The organism is Stenotrophomonas sp. TWI169, assembly GCF_039674705.1.
GTDB lineage: Bacteria > Pseudomonadota > Gammaproteobacteria > Xanthomonadales > Xanthomonadaceae > Stenotrophomonas > Stenotrophomonas maltophilia_P.
The window spans coordinates 60,988-83,746 of record NZ_JBDJOB010000001.1 but is presented as its reverse complement, the minus strand read 5'-3'; the positions used below and the strand labels follow the sequence as shown (position 1 = coordinate 83,746).

General features: G+C 67.6%; 23 protein-coding genes. 14 read left to right on the top strand and 9 right to left on the bottom strand.

Annotated features, from left to right (window positions below):
• Positions 1-136 precede the first annotated feature (136 nt).
• Complete coding sequence (locus ABE543_RS00320) at positions 137-1,117, bottom strand: helix-turn-helix domain-containing protein (protein WP_065175242.1); 981 nt, start codon at positions 1,115-1,117, stop codon at positions 137-139.
• Positions 1,118-1,807: 690 nt separating this feature from the next.
• On the opposite strand from ABE543_RS00320, the gene ABE543_RS00315 reads away from it, so the two are divergent.
• The 13 genes from ABE543_RS00315 (at position 1,808) to ABE543_RS00255 (ending at position 14,377) form a co-directional block, all read left to right on the top strand.
• Positions 1,808-1,987: a Flp family type IVb pilin gene (locus tag ABE543_RS00315; protein WP_065175243.1), complete on the top strand. Its 180-nt coding sequence runs from the start codon at positions 1,808-1,810 to the stop codon at positions 1,985-1,987.
• Positions 1,988-2,091: 104 nt separating this feature from the next.
• Positions 2,092-2,637 carry a prepilin peptidase gene (locus tag ABE543_RS00310; protein ID WP_065182942.1) on the top strand — a complete coding sequence of 182 codons (546 nt, stop codon included), beginning with the start codon at positions 2,092-2,094 and terminating at the stop codon, positions 2,635-2,637.
• The gene (locus tag ABE543_RS00305; protein ID WP_111185924.1) at positions 2,634-3,110 is read left to right on the top strand and encodes a TadE/TadG family type IV pilus assembly protein; all 477 of its coding nucleotides are present in this window, start codon (positions 2,634-2,636) and stop codon (positions 3,108-3,110) included. Before ABE543_RS00310 ends, ABE543_RS00305 begins: the two co-directional genes overlap by 4 nt.
• 19 nt (positions 3,111-3,129) lie before the next feature.
• Positions 3,130-4,173, top strand: a complete 1,044-nt coding sequence (gene cpaB, locus ABE543_RS00300) for a Flp pilus assembly protein CpaB (RefSeq protein ID WP_164152538.1) — start codon at positions 3,130-3,132, stop codon at positions 4,171-4,173.
• Positions 4,174-4,191: 18 nt separating this feature from the next.
• Positions 4,192-5,550, top strand: a complete 1,359-nt coding sequence (locus tag ABE543_RS00295) for a type II and III secretion system protein family protein (protein ID WP_111185926.1) — start codon at positions 4,192-4,194, stop codon at positions 5,548-5,550.
• A gap of 27 nt (positions 5,551-5,577) precedes the next feature.
• A complete protein-coding gene (locus ABE543_RS00290) occupies positions 5,578-6,834 on the top strand; it encodes a fimbrial protein (RefSeq protein ID WP_065175248.1) in 1,257 nt (418 codons plus the stop codon).
• Positions 6,819-8,168 (top strand): CpaF family protein, encoded by a 1,350-nt coding sequence (locus ABE543_RS00285; RefSeq protein WP_065182946.1) that lies wholly within the window; start codon positions 6,819-6,821, stop codon positions 8,166-8,168. The genes ABE543_RS00290 and ABE543_RS00285 overlap by 16 nt, the downstream gene beginning before the upstream one ends.
• 2 nt (positions 8,169-8,170) lie before the next feature.
• Entirely contained in the window at positions 8,171-9,121 is a 951-nt protein-coding gene (locus ABE543_RS00280) for a type II secretion system F family protein (protein ID WP_346475097.1), read from the top strand.
• 22 nt (positions 9,122-9,143) lie between these two features.
• Positions 9,144-10,073, top strand: a complete 930-nt coding sequence (locus tag ABE543_RS00275) for a type II secretion system F family protein (RefSeq protein ID WP_346475096.1) — start codon at positions 9,144-9,146, stop codon at positions 10,071-10,073.
• A gap of 5 nt (positions 10,074-10,078) precedes the next feature.
• Positions 10,079-10,963: a Flp pilus assembly protein TadD gene (locus ABE543_RS00270; protein WP_322522644.1), complete on the top strand. Its 885-nt coding sequence runs from the start codon at positions 10,079-10,081 to the stop codon at positions 10,961-10,963.
• Positions 10,960-11,415: a DUF3613 domain-containing protein gene (locus ABE543_RS00265; protein ID WP_065182949.1), complete on the top strand. Its 456-nt coding sequence runs from the start codon at positions 10,960-10,962 to the stop codon at positions 11,413-11,415. The genes ABE543_RS00270 and ABE543_RS00265 overlap by 4 nt, the downstream gene beginning before the upstream one ends.
• Positions 11,416-11,423: 8 nt before the next feature.
• Positions 11,424-13,571 (top strand): TadG family pilus assembly protein, encoded by a 2,148-nt coding sequence (locus ABE543_RS00260; RefSeq protein WP_346475095.1) that lies wholly within the window; start codon positions 11,424-11,426, stop codon positions 13,569-13,571.
• 98 nt (positions 13,572-13,669) lie between these two features.
• Complete coding sequence (locus ABE543_RS00255) at positions 13,670-14,377, top strand: DUF2968 domain-containing protein (protein WP_065175254.1); 708 nt, start codon at positions 13,670-13,672, stop codon at positions 14,375-14,377.
• Positions 14,378-14,447: 70 nt separating this feature from the next.
• On the opposite strand, the gene ABE543_RS00250 is transcribed toward ABE543_RS00255, so the two are convergent.
• Positions 14,448-14,846 carry a DUF4124 domain-containing protein gene (locus ABE543_RS00250; protein ID WP_155760168.1) on the bottom strand — a complete coding sequence of 133 codons (399 nt, stop codon included), beginning with the start codon at positions 14,844-14,846 and terminating at the stop codon, positions 14,448-14,450.
• Positions 14,847-15,033: 187 nt separating this feature from the next.
• Between ABE543_RS00250 and ABE543_RS00245 the strand changes: the two genes are divergently transcribed.
• Positions 15,034-15,858, top strand: a complete 825-nt coding sequence (locus ABE543_RS00245) for an alpha/beta hydrolase (protein ID WP_065175255.1) — start codon at positions 15,034-15,036, stop codon at positions 15,856-15,858.
• Between the two features lie 105 nt (positions 15,859-15,963).
• Here ABE543_RS00245 and ABE543_RS00240 read toward each other — a convergent pair whose 3' ends face one another.
• The 7 genes from ABE543_RS00240 to ABE543_RS00210 form a co-directional block, all read right to left on the bottom strand.
• The gene (locus tag ABE543_RS00240) at positions 15,964-17,610 is read right to left on the bottom strand and encodes an MFS transporter (protein WP_346475094.1); all 1,647 of its coding nucleotides are present in this window, start codon (positions 17,608-17,610) and stop codon (positions 15,964-15,966) included.
• Positions 17,604-18,887, bottom strand: a complete 1,284-nt coding sequence (locus tag ABE543_RS00235; protein ID WP_346475093.1) for an alginate export family protein — start codon at positions 18,885-18,887, stop codon at positions 17,604-17,606. Before ABE543_RS00235 ends, ABE543_RS00240 begins: the two co-directional genes overlap by 7 nt.
• Positions 18,866-20,713 (bottom strand): amidohydrolase, encoded by a 1,848-nt coding sequence (locus tag ABE543_RS00230; RefSeq protein WP_277381795.1) that lies wholly within the window; start codon positions 20,711-20,713, stop codon positions 18,866-18,868. Before ABE543_RS00230 ends, ABE543_RS00235 begins: the two co-directional genes overlap by 22 nt.
• Positions 20,714-20,832: 119 nt before the next feature.
• Positions 20,833-21,252 (bottom strand): DoxX family protein, encoded by a 420-nt coding sequence (locus ABE543_RS00225; RefSeq protein WP_065182957.1) that lies wholly within the window; start codon positions 21,250-21,252, stop codon positions 20,833-20,835.
• Between the two features lie 2 nt (positions 21,253-21,254).
• Positions 21,255-21,911: a hydrolase gene (locus ABE543_RS00220; RefSeq protein ID WP_346475092.1), complete on the bottom strand. Its 657-nt coding sequence runs from the start codon at positions 21,909-21,911 to the stop codon at positions 21,255-21,257.
• Positions 21,908-22,324, bottom strand: coding sequence for an AraC family transcriptional regulator (locus tag ABE543_RS00215; protein WP_065175261.1), 417 nt, complete (start codon positions 22,322-22,324; stop codon positions 21,908-21,910). The genes ABE543_RS00220 and ABE543_RS00215 overlap by 4 nt, the downstream gene beginning before the upstream one ends.
• Before the next feature lie 78 nt (positions 22,325-22,402).
• Positions 22,403-22,735 (bottom strand): hypothetical protein, encoded by a 333-nt coding sequence (locus ABE543_RS00210; protein WP_279941610.1) that lies wholly within the window; start codon positions 22,733-22,735, stop codon positions 22,403-22,405.
• Positions 22,736-22,759: the final 24 nt, after the last annotated feature.

Below are 22,759 nucleotides of genomic sequence, written 5' to 3'. Positions count from 1 at the left end.
TTTCAACGGTTCGCGGAGGCGTGGCGCACTTCAATCCGGCAGGGCAATCGCGCAATCCGGCAAATCCACGGCCGGATTCGGCAGCCGGATATGCAAAACCGGCAGCAATGCCGTGAAAGCCCCTGTGGGGCAAGACTCAGGCCGGTTGGCCCAACTGCGCGGGTGCACGCATCAGGGTATCCCGCGGAAGTTCACCGAACACCTTCCGGTAATTGTCGGCAAAGCGGGAGAGATCCCACAGGCCACAGCTCAGCGCGATCGCCTTGACAGAACGCCTGCTGGAGTCGGCCATCGATAGGCTGCGGCAGGCTGCACACAGGCGCAGCATGGACAGATAACGGTTGGGCGACGTACCGAACAGATCTTCAAATGCATAGCGCAGGCCACGCTCGCTGACACCGGCGGCGTCGCAGATTTCATTCATGTATATATTGCGACGCAGGTTGAGCCGCATGAAATTCTCGGCGCGCTGGGCGATCAGGTAATGCGTACGCCGTGCGCGGCTGCACCCCGGGCGATCGACGGCACCGGCACCCAGCAGGGCCTGGATGTGCTCATGCAGCAGCCGCTCGGTTTCCTCCGGCTGCAGGCTGGCACCCTGCCCCAGCTGCTGGTGCAGCTGCTGGTAATGCAGCGCCAGCGGGGCATCATCACCGGACAGATTGAACAGCGAGAGCGCCTGTCCCGCCGGCGGTGTGCTGCGCAGGCTCAGTTCGGTCAGCTTGCGCTGCACGCGGGATACCGGCACCAGCATCAGGGTCAAGCGGGTACCGGGGCTGAGGGTGAATTCACTGATGCCTTCGGGAAGCACGGTCAACGCCATCCCGGCCGCCAGCGGTACGCCATGGCACCAGCTCACCGCCTCGTCGGTGGCCTGCAGATACCCCAGCATCGCCCAGTCCGGCGGCAGCATGAAGCGGCCACGGCAATGGAATCCGCAGCTGATGCTGCAGAACAGGGCTTCCTCATGCACGCGCGAAGCGAACGCCGCGCGCGGACCATTGCCGTCGAGCAGCAACAGTTCCACATCGCATACGCGAAGCACACCGCTCAGCGTGGCCAGGTCGATCGACCGGAGCTCGCCGTCGTCGCTGTCAACCACCCCACCATCAACCATGACAGTGTCGTCCCCCGTTGGTCAGCTGCCCGCCGCAACCCCCACTGCCCTACAGGTGCGCGCGGTTTCCAAGAGCATCATCCGTTGCCGTGATGGATGCGGCCACTGGCCGGCTCCACCTTGAAAGTACCAAACCTTGAATACGAGTATGCCCGATAATCCACGCAGGTAAACAGGTCGCACGGGAATACAGCAACCCGCGCCCGGCGTGAAGGAAATGTGGGCGCCAGTGGCACGATTCTCGCATGCGTTAACCCGGGTCACATTATTAACATCACGATGAATCGTTACGCCTGGGAGCGGCGCTTCATCACAGAATAAGCAACCGATTATCAGGAATAAGAGATTCCTGCCGAATTTGCATATAGGTTCCGGTTGCGCCCGGCCGCCATTCAGGCAAAGTCGGTATCACGGTGATCGAACCGCTCCGATGCGGTCACACCCAGGGGACAGCATGACGATGCACGCGCTGCTCGATGACGTTGCGACCACCGGCCTGGTGCCGCGCGGTCGCACATGCGCGGTCGCTGCACTCCCTGGCGGAGATCACCCTGCTTTAGCGATGCGGGACAGTCCCGCATTGCCACCTCCGCCAGGATGGCAGAGGTCCATGGACGGTCCCGACGGAGTCGGGCAACCGGCCGATGCAGGTGTCTTGTTGCCATTGACAGGTAGAGGGAGACAACCGTCATGAACGCTTCCATCCGCAAGTTCCTGAAAGAAGAAGATGGCGTGACCGCACTCGAGTACGGGCTGCTGGCCGCTGTGATCGCCGGCATCCTGATTGCCGTGGGCCGCACCCAGATCACGGAATTCTTCACCACGCTGTTCACCCGCCTTTCGGCAATCGCCACCGAAGCAACCACCTGAGCGACCTGCGGACGCACCACCGCTGGTCGCGCCATCCGCGACCACGGTGGCCGCAGGCCGGGATGCGGTTGCAGACGGTCCAGTGACGGACGAAGGGGAGTGCGATGACACTGCTGGGACTATTGGCCATCGGTGTGTGCCTGCGGATCGCGATCAGCGATCTGTATGCCCGCCGGGTGCCCAATGCCTGGCTGCTGGCTGCGTGCGCACTCGCAATACCTCTGCTCGTCGCCGGGCAATTTGGTGAGCCACGACTGCCATGGCCGGCGCACCTGCTCGGTGCCGTTGCCGGCTTGCTCGCGCTCCTGCCCTTCTACGCACTACGCTGGATGGGCGCAGGCGACGTGAAATTCTTTGCCGTGCTCGGCCTGCTGCTGGGATGGCATGCCTTGCTGCCGATATGGGTAGTGGCCAGCCTTGCCGCCGGCGCCCACGCAGTGGCGATCCTGCTCGGGCGTCAGCTGGGCATGCACCTGCCGATGCGCGTGCAGCTGCAGGTATCGCGCGCCAGCGAGCAATGGCAGACACACCCCGCATTGCGCGGAATGGAGGCTGCCCGCCAGGGGCGCCGCGGCATTCCCTATGCGGCCTACCTCGCATTGGCGGCGATCGGCTGGCTCCTGGCCACGACCTACGGAGGTCTCGCATGAACACCCTCGGTCCGCGGCGCCAGCGTGGCGTGGTTGCCGTCGAATACGCGCTGATGATGATCCTCGGCCTGGTGCCGCTGCTGCTGTTCACTTTTTCCGGCGTGCTGATCATGGCTGCCCAGCAGACGCTTGCAACGGCTGCTGCCGAAGGCGCGCGCGCATCGCTGCGCTTCGGAACCGCCAACGAACGACGCACCGCCGCGTGCGTCGCAGCACGCCAGTCGATGCAATGGCTGCTGCAGTTCTCCAGGCAGAACCCCGACTGCAGCGCCGGCGGCACCGGTCCGATCCAGGTCTCGGCGCAGGCACCCTGCGCGGGCATGGCGACCGCGCAGTGCATGACGGTCACCGTCCGCTACGACTACGCCGCCCACCCTTTCTTCCCCGGCACCGCCACGCTTTACGGCTGGGTGATGCGGGCCCCCATCCGCAGCGTCGCGGTCGCCCAGCTCGACCTCGGCTCCGGCAACTGACGGTACAGGAGACGGTTCCATGCTCAAGTTGACCCGCATCGCCGCCATCGCTCTGATCGCACTCGCGGTGCTGCTGGCGCTGATCGCATTCGTGATCGGCCGCAGGCCCGCCCCTTCGACGGAAAGCGCGGCTCCGGTCGTTCACGCCGACGCACAGGCCATTACGGTGGTCGAGGCCATCGCCCGGCTGCCGGCCGGTGAACCGATCACTGCCAATGGCGTGCGCCTGGCCCGTCGAAGCGCGGCGGTGCCGGGCGCCGCCGCCGACCTGGCCGCCGTGGTCGGCAAGGTGCCGGTGCAGGACATCGCCGAAGGCAGCACCATCAGCGACGCAGTGCTGGCCCAGGGCTTCTCGCTGCAGCTGCGGCCCGGCGAGCGTGCACTGGCGGTGCCGGTGGATGAACTGGTCGGTGCCGGCAACCGTATCCTGCCGGGCGATTTCGTCGATGTGTTCCTCAACCTGCGCAGCGAACCTGCCAGCTACAACGCGGCACCCGACGCCGCACAGACCCGCCTTCTGCTGTCGCGCCTGCGCGTGCTCAGTTATGGCCAGCAGGACATCGCCCCGAACACGGGCAGCACGAATGCCAGCGCCGATACCAGCAACCGTGCAGACCCGCGCGCGGCGGATATCACCAGCAACGCCAGCAGCGGTGGCGGCAGTAGCGGTGACGCAGCCCAGCCGGCCCGCAGCGCCGTGCTGGCGGTGCCGGTGGCCGATGCCAACCGGCTGCTGCTGGGCGCGCAGCAGGGCAAGCTCTACCTCGCGCTGCGCAATCCCGCCGACGCCGGCCAGCCCGACCTGGCCCTGTTCCCGCAGGCGCGGGGTGTGATCGACCCGCTGCGTGGCCTGGACGCGGAACAGCAGCTGGCGTTGCAGCGCCCCGAGAACCACGCCTTCGCCGGCATCGATGGCGATGCCCTGGCCGGTCGCAGCAACGCACGCGCACGCACGGTGAACGACGCCCCGGCACAGCCCCCCGCCGCCCGCCGCAGCGCACCGCGCGCATCCGGAATCGAGATCATCCGCGGCGATGGTTCTGCGCCCCGCGGCTCCCTTTGACCTGCACCGAGAGCTTCCATGACCGAACGTCGCCAGAGTCCACGCCCCTCCTCCCGCCAGCGCTGGCTCGCTCTGCTGCTGGTGCTGCTGGCGCCTGCGACCAGCGTGGCTGCTGACGACCTGGTGCTGCAGGCCCGCGAACAGCGGCCATGGACACTGCCCGCGGACCTGGAACGGGTGGCCATCGCCGATCCGGGCGTCGCCGATATCGTGATGCTGCGAGGCCAGCGCCAGGCGCTGCTGGTCGGCAAGGCCCCCGGCACCACCACCCTGCTGCTGTGGCACCGCAAGCAGTCGGAGCCACAGCGCGTGCAGGTCCGCGTGCAGAGCGCGGTGCAGGGGGCGGCCGATGCGGGTTCCAGCGGCCTGGTGTTCACCCAGCAGGACCAGCAGGGCCTGCTGCAGGGAAGCACCGACAGTGCGCTCTCGCACATGCAGGAACAGAAGGCGGCCGCGATGGCGTTGGGCAAGGATGGCCAGCTGGCCGATGCCTCCACCATCGCCAGCGGCGGTGTGGTCCAGGTCGAGGTGAAGGTGGTCGAGTTCAACAAGACCGCGCTGAAACAGGTCGGCATCAGCTTCCAGAACCGCAACGGCGGTTTTGCCTATGGCTTCGCTCGTCCGGGCGGCATCCTGCCGGGCAACACCGGCGTGCTGCCCGGCATGCAGGAGGGCAATTCGAGCAACGAATCGGAATCGCCCATCTCGTCGGCCTTCCGCCTGGTGTTCGGCTCGACGAAGGGCCTGTGGAATGCGGACCTCGATCTGCTGCAGTCCAATGGCATGGCCCGGGTGCTGGCCGAGCCGACCCTGGTCGCGCTGTCCGGCCAGAGCGCCAGCTTCCTCGCCGGTGGTGAACTGCCGATCCTCGAACCCCAGGGCCTGGGGACCACCACCATCACCTACAAGCCGTTCGGCATCGGCCTGACCGTCACCCCGACCGTGCTCGCGCCCAACCGCATCGCCCTGAAGGTGGCGCCGGAAGCCAGCGACCTCGACTACACCAACGCCATTTCCCTCAACGGTGTGCAGATTCCGTCGATCAGCACCCGCCGTGCCGATACCACGGTGGAACTGGGCGATGGCGAGAGCTTCGTGATCGGCGGTCTCGTCAGCTCGACGGTCGCCTCCACGGTGAACAAGATCCCGCTGCTGGGCGACCTGCCGATCATCGGCTCGTTCTTCCGCGATTTTGACTACAAGCGCCAGGACAAGGAACTGGTGATCATCGTCACGCCACGGCTGGTGCAGCCCCTCGCCCGCAATGCCGAGCTGGCACTGCCAGGCGAGCGCGAGGCCCGGCCCAACCTGCCTGAGTGGGGTTCCTGGCTGCTGGGTCCGGTCAGCCAAGACCCGGTGCCCGGTTTCTCACGTTGAATCCATGATGCCTGCGATACCACGCCCATGCCCTACGCCACTGCCCAGCCGCTGCATCCGCAAGGACCGCCGATGAACCTGGTCCTGTACGGGATGGATCGCGAACTGCTGCCGCGGCTGGCGGCCAAGCTGCCGCCTGCCACCACCCTGCACTGGCAGGACAGCGGTGAGCCGACATCCGCGCAGGACCTGCAACGCGGTCCGCAGAATCTGGTACTGCTCGACTTCCGCCCCGAGCACGCCGCCGCCTCGACCGTGCTGGCGCAGCAGCTGCAGCAGACCCAGCCGGACCTTGCGCTGGTCGCCGTTGGCGCCACCAGTGCCGGGCAGGTCGAAGGCGTGGTGATGGCGCTGCGCGCCGGCCTGCGCGATGTGCTCGACCTGGACAGCGACAACACCGGCATCGAGGCCGCGCTGCGCCGCGCGCTCTCGCCCCGGCCCGCCGCTGCCGCACACCAGCCGCACAAGGCGCGGTTGATCCTGCTGCTGGGCGTACGTGCCGGGGTCGGCACCAGCACACTGGCCGCGCATCTGGCCGTGCTTGCACAGCAGACCCATGCATTGGCGCAGGGCGAGGCCAGCACCCAGGACGGTCTGCTGCTGGAACTGGCGCAGCCGGCGGGCGACCTGGCGCTCTACCTCAATCTGGACAGCCGCTTCCACTACGAAGACGCACTGCGCAATGCCAGCCGCATCGACGCCACCCTGGCGCGCACTGCGATGGCGCGCCATGACAGCGGACTGGTCCTGCTCGACCGCGCCAGCGGCAGCGATGCGCTGCCACCGTCCGACCCGGGCGCCCTGCTGCAGCGGCTGCGCGGCGTGTTTGCCAGCGTGCTGTGCGACGCCGGCGGCTGCCCGCTGCGTCAACTGCCACCGCTGCTGCTGGACCAGGCCGACGAGATCTGGCTGGTCGCGGACGCTTCGATCGCCACCCTGGTCTCGCTTGACCATGCGCTCAAGCATCTGTCCGGCCAGCGCGAACGGGAGAAGCGCCTGCAACTGGTGATCAACCGCCATGACGACAGCAGCGGCATGAGCCCGGAGCAGATCGCCCGACGGTTCGAGCTTCCACTGCTGGCCACGCTCCCCGAACGACCACGCGTACGTGCCTCCGCCAGCCACGGCCACCTGCTGCTGCAGGACGCGCCGCGTGATCCGTACCTGCGTGCCCTCGCCCCGCTCGTCCAACGCCTGGATCCGGCTGCATGCCCGGTCCAGACGCACGGCCTGCGGGAAAGACTTGCCCTTGCCCTGGGTGGATCGCAATGGAAGACAAAGTAACCCCGTTTCCGCACGCCGTCGCCCGCCACACCGTGCCTGACCACGTTGCGGGCAATCTGCCGTTCGCAGAGACCGAGCAGTACCAGAAGGTGCTGTCCGCGGCGCATGAGCACCTGCTCAACAGCATCGAGGACGAGCGCATCGATATCGATTCCTGGGCACCGGACACGATCGCGCGCTGGGTGCAGGTGCAGACCGTGGGTTTCATCCAGGAGTGGCGCATCCCGATCAATGAAGAGGAGATGCAGGTGGTGGCCGAGGGCCTGGTCAAGGAGCTGACCGGCTTCGGCCCGCTGGACGACCTGCTGCATGATCCCACCATCGAAGACATCTTGATCAATGGCTTCAAGGATGTGCATGTCTCGCAGGGCGGACAGCTCAAGCGCGCAACCCAGCGCTTCACCGACGACACCCATCTGCTGCGCATCCTGCGCCGCATCCTCGCGCCACTTGGCCGGCGCCTGGACGACTCCAACCCGATGGTGGATGCGCGCCTGCCCAACGGCGGCCGCCTCAATGCGATCATCTCGCCGCTGGCGGTGGACGGACCGATGGTCTCCATCCGCAAGTTCCGCAAGGACCCGTTCACGCCCGATGAACTGCTGGCCAAGGGCACCTTCGATGCGCCGATGCAGGCGCTGCTGAAGGCGATGGTGCTGGGTCGCTGCAACATCCTGGTCTCCGGCGGCACCAGCTCGGGCAAGACCTCGCTGCTGAACGCCCTGGCCAGCTACGTGCCACCCACCGAGCGCGTGATCACCGTCGAGGACACCGCCGAGCTCTCGCTCAATCATCCGCATGTGGTGCGCCTGGAGAGCCGCATCGGTGGTGCGGAGGGACAGGGCGCCGTCAGCATCCGTGACCTGGTGCGCAACAGCCTGCGCATGCGCCCCGACCGCATCGTGGTCGGCGAGGTGCGCGGCGCGGAAGTGCTGGAGATGCTGCAGGCGATGAACACCGGCCACGACGGCTCGATGGCCACCATCCATGCCAACTCGCCACGCGACTGTCTCTATCGCATCGAGATGCTGGCCGGCTTCGCCGGGTTCCAGGGCAGCGAAGACAGCCTGCGCCGGCAGATCGCCAGCGCGATCGATTTCATCGTGCAGATCTCGCGCCTCGGCAGTGGCCGGCGCGTGCTGGTATCGATCACCGAGATCACCGGCGTCAGCGACAACCTGATCACCACCCAGGAGATGTTCCGCCACGAAGTGCAGATCGACGGCAGTGGCAAGGAGACCGACCGCTGGATCGGGCTGGGCTTCCAGCCGCACTCGCACAAGCTCGAGCCGTTCCGCCAACTGTTGCGCGAATCCCTCTACGGAGACTACTGAACATGGGGACTGGCCTGCTGCTGGGCGTATTGAGCATCGTGTCGGTGCTGCTGGCGCTGGCGGTATGGCTGTGGGGCACCGCCAACAGCCGCGAACAGCGGCAGGCCTCCTTGCAGCATGCCGAACAGCAGCTGGCACGTGGCAGCGCGGGCCCAGGCAGCAACGCGGCTGCGGCCAACGATGGATCGCGGCCGCTGCCGGCAGCAGCTGGCCGTCGCGCGCTGCCCTGGAATGGCCTGCTGCAACGCGCGGGCCTCGCCACCGGCTGGAAGGTGCCGCTGATGCTGCTGATGCCCGGCCTGGCCCTCTCGCTGTTCGCGATGCTGCGGCTGGGAACGGCATGGATGCTGCCGCTGACGCTGCTGCTGTACCTGCTGGGCTGCTGGTTGTGGATCATGCGCCGCACCGCCAAGTTGCAGGCCAAGCTGCTGCATCAGCTGCCGGACTTCCTCGACAACCTGGTCCGCCTGACCGCGCTCGGCAACAGCCTGCAGTCGGCCTTCCAGGTCGCGTCGCAGCAGGCGACGCCGCCGCTGCGTGAGCTGCTGGACACCACGGTGCGATACGCGCGGGGCGGCATGGACCTGGACCGCGCACTGAACCTCGCCGCGCAGCCCTATCGGATGGAGGTGCTGAAGGTGCTGGCCGTGGTGATGGGCGTCAGCGTCCGCATCGGCGGCCGCGCCGATCAGATCCTGCAGCGCATGGGCGATTTCATGCGCGACCTGGAGCAGGCCCAGCAGGAGCTGTCAGCCACCACGTCCGAGACCCGCATGTCGGCCTGGGTGCTGGGACTGCTTCCGCCCGCCAGCGCCGTACTGATGGCGATCTCCAGCCCCGAGTTCTTCCAGCCCGTCCTGCACGATCCGCTCGGTCACAAGATCCTGCTGATCGCCCTGGGCCTGGAACTGCTCGGTGGTTTCCTGCTGTATCGCCTGGCCAAGTCGCTATGAGCATCCGCAGCGGAGGTTTCCGATGAGCGCAACTGCCTGGTTCGCACTTGCCCTGCTGGTCCTGGCCGCCGGCGTCGCCCTGCTCGGTGTGGGCGGCTGGGTCCGCAGCCATCGCGAGGACCGCAGTGCGGCAACGCTGAAGACCGCATTGCAGCCACGAGATCCGATCGCCGACGAGGACGCGGCCCGCAGGGATTCACTGGGCTGGCTGGAGCGCTTCGGACGGACGCTCAGCGGCGGGCGCCTGGAAGCCGCACTGCTGGCAGGCGAGGATCGCCTGCTGCTTGATCTGGCCGGCTGGAACACTCGTCGCGGCACGGCGATCTATCTGGGCCTGCGCCTTCTGCTGGCAGTACTGGTGCTGGCGCTGACCCTGGCCGTGAGCGATGCCACCGGCCTGGCCCGGATCATGGTGATCGTCGGCGCGCTCGCCGCCGGCCTGCTGCTGCCCAAGTTCGTGCTGGCCGCGTGGGTCAAACGGCAGCGACGCGCCGTCAACAACGAGTTGCCGCTGCTGATCGACCTGCTGCGCCTGCTGCAGGGGGTTGGCTTCAGCATGGATCAGAGCCTGCAGACCCTGGGCGACAAGCTGCGCGACGCACTGCCGGTGCTCGGTGGCGAGATCCAGGAGGCGAACGTCGCCTACACCCATGGACGCACTCGCGCCCAGTCGCTGCGCCGGCTCAGCGATGTCTACGGCGATGACGACCTGTCCAGCCTGGTGCAGTTGATCCTGCAGGTGCACGCCCACGGCGGCGCGGTGCAGGAGCCGCTGCGCCAGTTCAGCATCCGGCTGCGCGAACAGCGCCGCAATGCTCTGAAAGAGAAGGTCGGCAAGCTCTCGGTGAAGATGACCGTGGTGATGATGCTGACCCTGCTGCCTGCACTGATGCTGGTGCTGGCCGGGCCTGCGCTGGTCGCGCTGGCCAAAACCCTGTCGAACATGGGATGACCGTCATGCCTGCTCTGCGCCACGCCTGTCTGTTGTTTGCTCTTGCCACTGCCGTCGCGGGATGCGCCTCGTCCACCCCGAAGTACCTGCGCGCGCCCACCCTGGCCGAGCCCGGGCCCGCGCCGCAGGACAGCCGCAATGCCTACCTTGAGCTGATCGAGCGCATGCAGCTGCAAGGGGCCTGGTACGCCTCGCTGGCGCATGTGGATGCATTCCGCCAGCGCTACGGCGATCCTCCGGCGCTGCGCCTGCTGCAGGCCAATGCACTGCGCGAGACCGGCCAGACCGACGCCGCGGCCGCGCTGTACCGCGAACTCAGCAGCGGGCCGCAGGCCGCCGCCGCGGCACATGGCCTGGGCCTGATCGCCGCGCATCGCGATGACGAGGCCGGCAGCGAACTGTCGCTGGCCCGCGCCACCCAGCTGCAGCCGTTGAATACCGATTACCTGGGTGACCTGGGGTATGCGCGTCTGCGTGCCGGCCGCTTCGATCAGGCCCGCGAGCCGCTGGCCAAAGCACTGGAACTGTCACCGGGCAACGCCAAGGCGACCGCCAACCTGGCGCTGTGGGCGGTCCTGCGCGGCGACAACGCCACGGCCGAACGCCTGGCTGCGCAGGCCAACCTCAACGAAGACACCCGGCGCAGCATCCAGCAGCAGGCCCAGCAGATCCGCAGCCGGCTGCAGCAGCGCCAAGCCCAGGCATCGGCGGCCAGCAGCACGGCACGGATCGCCACTGTGCCATCCCGCGCCCCCGCCCCCGCCCCGGCCGGCAGCCGGCTGGCGGCCGAAACACGCCGTGACGCCCGCGATCGCGATCCCTCCCGTCTGCCGCCGTCGATGCTGGAGCGCTTCGGCACGTCCGACCACCCGACCGAGAACACGCCATGACCGCGATGACCCTGATCCGACGCCTGCTGCCTGCGGTCACCTGCTGCCTGCTTGCCACGGGAGCCCACGCACAGGCGCCACAGGCGCCGCTGACCGGCCAGATGCTGGGAGGCAGCCCGGCAGCGGCCCCTGCCATCGCGCCGCAGCAGGCCGAAGCACTGGCAACCGTCGACCTCGCGGCGCCTGCGCCGCCCCCCGCGATGCCGCCCGCGCCTCCTGCCCGGGTGGCCGCTGCACCGGCTGCGCCGCGGCGCAACGAGGTCGGTGATGCCACGCGCCAGCTGTTCCAGCTGCAGGCGTCCGGGCAACAGGCCGGCCCGCGGCTGCCGATCCTCGGTGATCAGGCCACCGCCAGCTACGCGCGCTACCTGAAGAGTTTCGAGCAGGACATCCCCGCCTTCTTCGACACGGATGTCGGCAGTTCCAAGAGCACCTCCAACTCCGGACGCTGAGGCATGCCATGAACCGCTCTCGCCAGCCCCGTTTCCACCGCCCGCGCGGCGGCATGTCCGTCACCATGATGCTGGTGATGCTGGCACTGGTGGCCATGCTGGGTCTGATCGAGGTCGGCTTCCTGTTCTGGGCCAAGCGCGATGCGCAGAAGGTCGTGGACCTGGCGGCGCTGGCAGGTGCACAGCGACTTGAGCTGTGTACATCGAACAACGGCGACAACAGCGCCGCGCGGCAGAGCGCACTCACGCAGAACCAGTTCCCGGGCACGGTGCAGGTCCGCTGCGGCAACTGGAGCGCCGCACGCGGAGGCAACCGCTTCAGCGAGACGGTCGACGCCAGCAATCCGCGCAATGCGGTGCGGGTGGTTGCGACCCGCAGCGTGCTGCCATTCTTCGGCCAGAACGGGAGCCTGCCGACCATCACCGTGCAGGCCGTGGCACGCCGCTCGGAACCGACGGCGGTGTTCGCGGTGGGTTCGCAGCTGCTGCGCACGAACGGCAACTCGCCCTTGATGGGCACTCTGCGCCTGGTGGGGCTGGACGTCACCAACGCCACGGTGCTGTCGTACGACGGACTGGCACAGGCCAACATCACACCGTCAGGCCTGCTCAATGCGCTCGGCATTCCGGTCACCGCCAATCTCAGCGTGGCCGACTTCAATCGCCTGCTGTCGTTGAACCAGGTTTCACTGGCACGGCTGGTGGACGCCACCGCCACGGTGGTCGGCCGCAGCACCACCGCGGGCGTGCAGCTGCGTGCGCTGTCCGACCTGGTGGCCACCCGCCTTGACATCAATCGGGTGAATATCGCGCTGGGCAGCCAGAACGGCGGCGGCGGACTGTTCGCCGAGGTGATCTCTCCCGACGGCACGGTGGGCAGTGCGCTGCAGTCGCAGATCAACGTGCTTGACCTGGTCAATGCAGCCATCTCCATCGCCAATGATGGCAATGGCGTAGCGGTGCCGAACCTCAACCTGCTCGGCATGGATATCAAGGCAGGTGTTGTCGAACCGCCGTCGATCGCCATCGGCGGTGTCGGTTCGCGGGCCTACAACGCACAGGTCCGGCTGATGGTCGACGTCGACAGCGACCGCCTGTTCGGGGTGGGGCCACTGCTCAACCTGCTGGGCACGCGCCTGCACCTGCCATTGCATGTGGACGTGGCCAACGCGATGGGAACACTGACCAGCATCCAGTGCAGCGCGGCACCGCCCACCGCCACCATCCAGGTGGACTCCTCGGTACTGCGCGCGTGCGTCGGCAAGGTCAATGCCGCCGACCGTTTCTCCAAGAGCAATGTCTGCGACGCCACCTTGCAGAACGAACAACTGCTGACACTGCTGGGACGGCCGCTGATCAACGACAAGATCACCCTGCCGGCGCTGACCGGCACGCAGAGCCTGACCCTGGCCGCCGGCCAGACCGGCACCACCCGGATCAATCCCCTGGCCGTCGGTGACGCGGTCTCGCACCTGGTCAACGAGCTGCTGCGTGTCCTGTCGGGCATGCTGAGCTCGCCGGCACAGGGCATGAATGCCAACGACACGGCCAAGGCACTGGCCGACCGCTACCTGCAGGCAGCGTTCCCCTCGGGCGGCCGCTACAACGTCGACCAGCTCATTCCCCTGCTTCGCGACGGCGACCCGTCGCGCAACCTGGCACCGCTGGGCAACTGGACGGTCAAGAAGGGCGTGCCCAAACCCTGCCTGATCGGGCTGGGCACCTGCTGGGAAGATGGCTCGGTGTGGGCAGGCTACCGCGCCACCGTGACGGGACAGGGCCTGGGTCTGCTCGACGGGCTGCTCGGCTCACTGGTCGGCGGGCTGCTCATCAACCGCTGCGACAGCCTGCTGGGCAACCTGATCGACTACAACGGCTGCGTCCGCACCAATCTGGCCTCGTACATCCAGACCGCCCCGGACGGCTTCCTCGACGCGGCGGCCGGCGGCGGTGTCACCACGCCCGGCAACAACGTGTCCTGCAGCGGTGTGCTGTGCACCGTGCTGAACCCGGTGCTGGCCGCGCTCAAGCCGGTGCTCAACACCGTCGGCTCCCTGCTGAGCACGACCCTGGCCAGCCTGCTGGGGCTGGAGCTGGGCCGCACCGATGTCAACGTCCAGTCCATCCAGTGCAATGGCGCACAGCTTGTGTTCTGAGCCGGGCCGGCGCCCTTGGCGCCGCCGCCGCGCATGCTAGACTCCCGGGCGGGGAACACTTCCATCTCAACCCACACTCATCCGTGGATGGTCCAGACATGCGAGAAACTTCAGGGGGCACCGTCTTCGCCCGCCACGCGCGCGGCGCGGCACTGCTGGCCGTGGCCATGCTGCTGGCGGCACCGTCCGCACTGGCGGCGCGCAGCAGCCGCGAAGCCGCAGCCGAACCGGTACGCAGCAGCGCACCCGTGGTACGCAACACGGTGGACGAGCTCAAGCAGTTGATGGACGCACGCCAGCTGACCGAACTGCGTACCACGTACAACGGCAACTACGGCGCCAGCCTGCTTTTCAATGCCAGTACCCTGACCTACTACGTCGCCCTGTTCCAGGAAAAGAACTTCTGGCGCGTCATCAAGACCGATGCCGTCGACAACGCCGAGCGGGTCTATCGCACGTTCGTGCAGCAGACCGAACAGCTCGCGCAGGTCTACATCGATACCACCCGCCTGGAAGCCGGCAAGCGCTATACCGAGCGCCTGGTGGCCTACAACGAAGAGCGCCTGCGTACCCTGCAGCAGGAAATGGAGCAGCAGCAGGCGCAGTCGGCCCAGGTCAGCGCGTCACTGCAGCAGGCCCAGCAGCAGGCCGTCAGCCTGAGCACCGATGTGCAGAGCACCAACAGCCAGCTGGACGCCCTGCAGCGCCGCATCCAGATCCTGCAGGCCGAACAGGGCAACCCCGAATTGAGCCTGCCGAAGCCGGACAGCACACCCGCGCCGGCAGCGGCCAGCGACGTTCGCTGAATCCCCCGACAGAACCCGACAGCGGCGCCGAACGGCGCCGTTGTCGTTTTTGGCCTGATTGCGACCCGTTTCAGCGGCAGGCCTCGAACACGGCATCGTCCCACTGCCTGCGCTGGACGAAATCCGCCCGGCGCGTTCTCGCCAGCGCCTCCGTGCGCACCCTGCGCGCCCGTGCACAGGCCGCAGCATCCGCACTGATCGGAATCAACGCCCCCTGTGCACGGCCCGATCGCCGCACCGGCCTGCGTCCACCGTTACCCGTGGGGGTCACCTCGGCGGTGGGCGGCGCACTGCCGCGCGGCAGCGACTGCTCGGCGGGCACTTCCCAGCGCCACTCCGCCTGCCCCTGGCAAGGCGTCTGCTGGTACAGCGCACGCCCGCCGTCCGTGCACTTGTAGACCTGGGTCTGCGCCGCTGCGGATGTCGCCAGCAGCATGGCCAGCAGCCCCCATCCCGGCAGAGTCCTCATCTTCACCCCCTCCCACGACCAGCACTCATGGTCGGTACGACGAGCGCCGCGCGCCAGAGCGATCCGCGTCACATCCGTGCTCATCCAGCACAGCCGTGCAAGCCACTGCATCGCCTCTGCGCTGTACTGCCACAGGCGACGGCCACCTTCGCCGCCGCCGTCCTTCCCTTCCGCCAAGGAAACCGCAATGAGCAACTACATCACCGTCAACGACGGCGCCCGCATCTTCTACAAGGACTGGGGCACCGGGCAACCGGTCGTGTTCGCGCACGGCTGGCCACTGTCCTCAGACGCCTGGGACCCGCAGATGCTGTTCATGGGCCAGAACGGCTTCCGCGTGATCGCCCACGACCGGCGCAGCCACGGTCGTTCCAGCCAGACCTGGGACGGCAACGACATGGACACCTACGCCGACGACCTGGCCGCGGTGATCGACGCATTGGACCTGAAGGACGCCATCCTGGTCGGCCACTCCACCGGTGGTGGCGAGGTGGCCCACTACATCGGCCGCCATGGCAGCGCGCGCGTGGCGAAGGTGGTGCTGGTCGGTGCGGTACCGCCACTGATGCTGAAGACCGCGGGCAACCCGGCCGGAACGCCACTGGAGGTCTTCGACGGCATCCGCAAGGGCACCGGCGGTGATCGTTCGCAGTTCTTCCAGGACCTGGCCACGCCCTTCTTCGGCGCCAACCGTGACGGCAACACGGTCACCCAGGGCATGCGCGATTCGTTCTGGCTGCAGGGCATGCTGGGCGGTGTGAAGGGCCAGTACGACTGCATCCATGAATTCTCGGAAGTCGACTACACCGCAGATCTGCAGAAGATCGACGTGCCGGCATGGGTCGTGCACGGTGACGACGACCAGATCGTCCCCTTCGATGCGTCGGCCAAGCTGTCCTCGCAGATCATCAAGGACGCCGAACTGACGGTCTACCCCGGCGCGCCGCACGGCCTGACCGTCACCCATGCCGATCGCTTCAACGCCGACCTGCTGGCGTTCGCCCGCAAATGATGTCCCGCGGCGGCGCCCCACTGCGCCGCCGCTCCTGCGGGGTAGCGACGGGTATTGCCCGGCGAACGTATCCAGCATCCGCCGGGCATTGCCCGGCGCTACCTGTCAGATATCGCTGTGATGGTGCGGTACCGCCGTGGGCAACGGGTCATGCCCGCCGACGAAATGACGTACCACCGGCGCGCGTTCACCACGGTGCAGGGCACGCAGCACTTCCTGGATCGCCTTGTCGTCGGCCGTGATGCGTTCGTGCTGGCGCAGGTGCTCCAGCCAGGACGGGGTCACGAAATACTCCAGATGGATGCCCGGGCTGGCCACATCTTCGACCACGCCCCACACCACCGCACCGTCGCGGCGCCGGACCGTGCCCAGCGCGCGCATCTGCGCCTGGAACGATGCACGGTCAGCGGCATCGATGCGGTATTCGATCGTCACCAGCACCGGCCCGCGATCGTTGGAGACCGGCACCGACAGTTCCGGCGCCGGCCAATGACCCGCAGGGCGCAGGTTGAGATCTTCGGTGCCAGCGATTCGCACCCTCCACACCAGCAGCCCGCCGATGACCGCGCCTGCTGCCGCAACCAGCAGCGCCAGTTCCGGCGATGTTCGCTGCGCCAGCGCGCCCCAGCATAGGCCGCCGGCGGCCATGCCTGCCGAGAACACCATGATGTACAGCGCCAGCGCTCGTGCCCTCACCCACGCCGGAACCGCCGTCTGTGCGGCGATCTGCAACGAGGACAGCACCGTGATCCAGGCAAAACCGTTCACCAGCATCACCACCGGCAGCAGGTACCAGCTGCGGGTCAGCGCCAGTCCAACCAGGCTCAGTGCCAGCGCCAGCGTCGCCAGCAACACCAGCAGATCGCGGTCCAGCTGTGCGCGCAATCTAGGCAGCAGCAGCGCCCCGGCAACCGCGCCGATGCCGATGCAGCCCAGCAGCATGCCGTACTGCCCTGCACCGCCATGCATCTGCCCTCGCACCACCACCGGCAACAATGCGTTCATCGCCGCAGCGAAGAAGAAAAAGCCGACCGATTTGATCAGCACCGCCTGCAGACGCCCGGCGCGGCTGGCATAGCGTAGTCCGGCCTTCAGTCCGGCACCGAAGCCTTCCGGCGGCAGGCTCGATGCCTTCGGGTCACGCTTCCAGCCCCAGACCACGAACAGCATCGCAGCGAAGGTGATGGCATTGAAGCCAAAGGCCCACACGGCTCCCAGCTGGGCGACGATGAGGCCACCGACAGCAGGCCCGATCGAACGGGCGATGTTGATGCCGATCGAATTCAGCGCCACTGCCGACGGCAGCATCGGCTGCGGAACCAGCTCGGAGACGATCGCTGCCTGCGCCGGCATCGCCATCGCCGCGCCACATCCCATGCAGAACGTGAGCAGCATCAGCAGCTGCGGCGTCAGCATGCCGAGCGAGGTCAGCACCGCCATCAAGGCCGCCACTGCCAGCATCCATCCCTGGGTGGCCAGCAGGTACGTGCGGCGATCGACGATGTCGGCCAGGGTTCCTGCGGCCAGTGCCAGCAGCACGATCGGTACGGTTGTGGCTGACTGCACCAGGGCCACCATCAACGGTGATCCTGTGCGTTCGGCCATCACCCAGGCCGCGGCCACGTCATTGACCCACGTACCGATGTTGCTGGCCAGGATCGCCAGCCAGATCGAGCGGAACATGCGGATCTTCAGCGGGGACCAGGCACCTGCGGCCGGTGCGGGAGGTTGCGATGTGCGTGCATTCACCATTGCCATGCTCCAACGATCGAGGCGAACAACGTGTCCTGGCCACCGGCCTGCGTCAGCGCAGGACCGGCATCGACCCAGGCCAGCTGCAGCTGCCACTGCCAGTGTGCACTGGCCTGCCAGCGGGTTTCGGATTTGTACTGGCGGCCGATCCTGCGCGCGCCGCCTGCGCCGCCGGGCAACGCCACCAGCGGTGCGGGCGTGGTGTACACCGCATCGGCGCGGCGGTGCTTCCAGGCCATCTGCATGCCCAGTTCAGTGGTGACGGATTCGTGCAACCGCAGTGTGAGGGTTGGCTGCACGTCCATCAGGTTCGCCGGCGCCAGCAGGCTGGCTTCGCTGAAGTAGGCCGATTTCGGGAACAGGGCATTGAAGGTGCCCAGCCGGGCGTCGTTCGGGCGGCCATCACCACTGGCGATGTCGGCCTTCAGTCCCAGCCGTGGCTGCAAGGGCAGTTGCGGCCAACGCCAACCGGTATCGGTGGCCAGCGTCCACGCGCGGATATCAAGCTGCTCGCTGGTGGTCCGCAGCTCACCGCCCTGCACGACCAGCTCGCTGTTCCAGTCCAACGATCCGGCCTGGCCGAACCAGCGCGCCCCGAGAGTCTGCCGGCGCTCGATGCCGGCGCCTGCCGCGAAGCGGGCGTCCTCCCGGCGATAGTCCAGCAGATAGAGGTCCCACTGGCCCGGACCCTGGCCTGGCGCCGTGGTTGCATAGGCACCCCACAGATGCGCACCGCGTTCGCCACGGTCATCGAACGCACCCGGCCGGTTCTCCACCGGACGCAGTGCCATCAGTTCCAGCACGCCCAGTCCGCCCTGCCATCCGACCCTGGCACCATCGAAGGCCAGGCGGATATTCGGCCCGTCGCGCACCGACAGCAGGCGCGAGCTGCCATGGCCCGCCTCCTGCCGCCCGAGCTGCACATGCAGGCCGCCGCGCTGCCAGCGCCAGTACGCCTGCTGCACGTCCAGCGCACCCCGATCGGTCCTGCCAGGTCCACCGGCCCTCCCACGCTCGCCGTGCACGCCCAGCTGCAGCATCGCCTTCCAGTCGCGTTCACCGTAGGTGGCCGACGCCAATGCGCGAAGCAGGCCGTAGCCATCCTCGCCGCCGCCGATACCGAAGCGGGTCGGGTCGTAGTACATGCCGCGCAGACGCATCGAGGCATCCCACTGCAACGTGCCATCAGCGGCATCGCTGCAGTAGCCCCCCTCGCAGGCGAGCGCAAGGGACGGCGCGGCCAGCAGGGCGAGGCTCAGAATGCGAAGCACGAGCATCCCATCGCACCCCAGAATGCGGTCAGATCATTGCTGGGTGCTGCGTGGCGCGCGGCATGGTCGTGTGCACCGTGGGTCCTGCAGGCCGCACCATGGTGATGGTGATGCGCCATCGCCAGGCCGGTGGCCGCGCCGCCCACGTGATACCCCCCGAACCGGTTGACCGGCGACCAGTCCGGCATCGCCGGCGGCAGCTGCGGCGCCAGTCCGGCATAGTCTTCGCCGGCATGCACGATGCGGCCACCGACCACGGTAAGCACGCTGGTGATGTCGGCGATGCGGGCATCTTCGACGCGGAAGAAATCGGCCGAGAGCAGGATGAAATCGGCCAACTGGCCTTCCCTCAAGGTGCCCTTCACCGCTTCATCGCCGGAGAACCATGCGCTGCCCTGCGTCCACAGGCGCAAGGCCTGCTCGCGCTCCAGCAGGTTCTCCTCCCCATACAGCGCCAGGCCGCCGACGGTGCGCCCGGTGACCAGCCACGACAGCGCGACCCAGGGGTTGTAGCTGGCCACGCGGGTGGCGTCGGTGCCCGCGCCGACCGGCACGCCTTCGGCCAGCATGCGCTTCACCGGCGGCGTGTGCCGTGCCGCCTGCACGCCATAGCGTTCGACGAACGCTTCGCCCTGGTAGGCCATGCGGTGCTGTACCGCAATGCCTCCACCCAGTGCCCGGATCCGCTCGATATTGCGCGGGGTGATGGTCTCGGCGTGATCGATGAACCAGTGCAGTCCATCGAAAGGCACTTCTCGGTTGACCTGCTCATAGACATCGAGGATGCGGCCGATGCTCTCGTCATAGGTCGCGTGGATGCGGAACGGCCAGCGCTTCTGCACCAGCAGCTTCACCACATCATGCAGCTCCGGCTCCAGCTCCGGCGGCAGCTCGGGGCGTGGTTCGCTGAACAGCTCGAAGTCCGCTGCCGAGAACACCAGCATTTCGCCGGCACCGTTGTGGCGCAGCAGATCATCGCCCTGGCGGGGCTGCAGGATCTCACTCCAGCCACGGAAGTCATCCACTTCCTTGCCCTTGTTCTGCGTGAACAGGTTGTAGGCGATACGCACGGTCAGCTGGTCGTCGCGGTGCAGCTGCTCGATGACCTGGTAGTCCTCCGGATAGTTCTGGAAGCCTCCCCCGGCATCGATCACCGAGGTGATGCCGAGCCGGTTCAACTCGCGCATGAAGTGACGGGTGGAGTTGGCCTGGTATTCGACCGGCAGGCGTGGCCCCTTGGCCAGCGTCGCATACAGAATCAACGCATTGGGCTTGGCCAGCAGCAGGCCGGTGGGGTTGCCCAGCGAATCGCGCACGATCTGGCCACCGGGCGGGTCCGGCGTTTCGCGGGTGTAGCCGCATGCACGCAGCGCCGCCCCGTTGAGCAGCGCGCGGTCATACAGGTGCAGCAGGAACACCGGCGTATCCGGTGCGATCTGGTTGAGCTCCTGCAGGGTCGGCAGGCGCTTCTCGTGGAACTGCGCGGCGGTGAAGCCCCCCACCACGCGCACCCATTGCGGCGCCGGGGTGCGATCGACCTGTGCCTTGAGCATGGCCATTGCATCGGCCAGCGAACGCAGCCCGTCCCAGCGCAGCTCCAGGTTGTAGTTCAGGCCACCACGGATGAGGTGGGTGTGACTGTCGTTGAGGCCGGGCACCAGTCGCCTGCCCTGCGCGTCGATGAGCGTGGCTTCGGCTCCCCAACCACGCATGATCTCTTCATCGCTGCCTACGGCGATGATGCGCCCTTCCTGTACGGCCAGCGCCCGTGCATGCGGACGGTGTGGATCGAGCGTGGTGATGCGGGCGTTGCGGATGACCAGTGTGTGCATGCGGCGCTCCTTGGGGGCGGAATCGAGGGCGGCACCGGCCTGTCCGGCAAGGCCCAGCGCCACGGCAGCGCCGGTGCCCAGTACGACGCTGCGGCGGCCGGGATCGAGTGGCTCATGGTTCATGCGATGTCTCCGGGAAATACGGGGCTGTCCAGCGCCCAGGCTCCCGGCCCGGCCAGCGCGATGGCCAGCAAGACGAGGGTCCACATCAGGGGGTACTCGGCGCCGGCGCGCATCCAGAACCAGCCCTTGGGCACGGCCAGCAGCACGGTGAAGCCGATGAACGCCGCTGCGGCCAGCGCAGCGATGCGTGTCTGCCAGCCCAGCAGTACGGCCATTCCGGACAGCACCTGCAGCCCGGCCAGCAGCAATGGCAGAGGCGCCGCCGACGGCAGGCCGAAGCCACGCAGTTCGGCCGCGAAACCGCTCAGGCCAGGGCCACCGAACCAGCCGAACAGCTTGCCCAGCGCGTGGGGCAGCAGGAAGCCGCCCGCCGCCACGCGCAGGATCAGCAGCGCCAGGTCGAGCCCCGGATCCATGGTCAGTGCCCGCCTTCCTGGGCGCCGAACATGGTCTTGGCGTACTGGATGCCGATGCCGTAACCGCCCGCGTGATCACGGGCGATGCCGGTGGTCAGGTCATAGGTCTCGCCGCGCGCCCAGTCGCGCTGCAGCTCCAGCAGGTACTGCACGCTGGTCATCGGCACCGCACCGGCCTGCACCATGCGGGCGATCGCCCGCTCATGTGCTTCCACGCTGACATCGCCGCAGGCGTCGGTGATCACGTACACCTGGAAACCCTGCTCCAGCGCTGACAGCGCAGGCCCCACGATGCACACGCTGGTCCACAGCCCGGCCATCACCAGGCGACGCCTGCCGATGCGATTGATCTCATCGATCACCGGCTGGTCTTCCCAGGTGTTCATGGAGGTACGATCGAACACCTTCTGCCCGGGGAAGATCACCGGCAGCTCCGGAAACATCGGGCCGGAGAACGAGGTCTCCGCGACCGTGGTCAGCACCACAGGCACATTGAAACCCTGCGCGCCCTTGCTGATCAGCGCGACGTTGTTGCGCAGCGCCGAGATGTCGATCGTGTGGGTTGCAAATGCCATCTGCGACTGGAAATCGATCAGGACCAGTGCGTGATCGGTGCGCGATAGCAGGCCTTTGGCAGGAACTGCGGTAGCGAGGCTCATGGATGGACTCCGTTGCGAACAAGGGCAGGGGGAAGGGACAGGGCTGCATCTCCCGCCAGGTACTGGCCGGGGCTGCAGCCGGTCTCCGCGCGGAAGCTGCGGACGAAATGGCTCTGGTCGAAGAAGCCCAGCTGCTGCGCCAGGCAGGACATCGGCAGTTGCACGACGGGCAGCAGCTGGCGGGCACGCTCGATACGGCGGCGGCGCACGTAGCGCAGTGGGCTCGCGCCGGTTCCGGTGCGGAACAGCCGCACCAGATGGAAGCGGCTCACGCAGGCCGCGTCAGCCAGCTCGGTGACCCGCATCGGCTGTGACAGGTGTTCATCGATGTAATGCAGCGCACGCTGCAGAGCGGCAGCCTGCCGGGGCGGCAGCGCCGCGACGGTCGGAACAGGGCGGGATACGGTAGCCATGGAGGGGTGCCACGACGGGGTGCCCCATGGTGCGGGGCGCCGGCACGATGCCCTACCCCCGACGGACGAGGGCAGCACCTACCCGAATGGGGGAGACCGTCGCTCCAGCACACGTCGTCCGAACAGCCGCGCGTCCAGCGAGTAGGCACCCGGCCCAAGTGCCAGCAGGGCCAACGGCAGCAACGCCAGGGCCCACGGCACGGACTGCCAGAACAGGCACGGCACGGCCAGCAGCGCCGACAGCGGCGTCAGCACCCCCAGCAGCAGCGACAGGGCGACCAGCAGGCAGGCAGCCGTCAGCCAGCCCGCGTCGGACGGGCGCACGCACAGCGCTGCGACCATGCACAGCCGCAGCCACAACAGGCCGGCGCCGGGACCGCGGTCAGGAAACATCACGAACAGGCGCTGCATGGAGAGTCTCTGTGGTCCATGCCG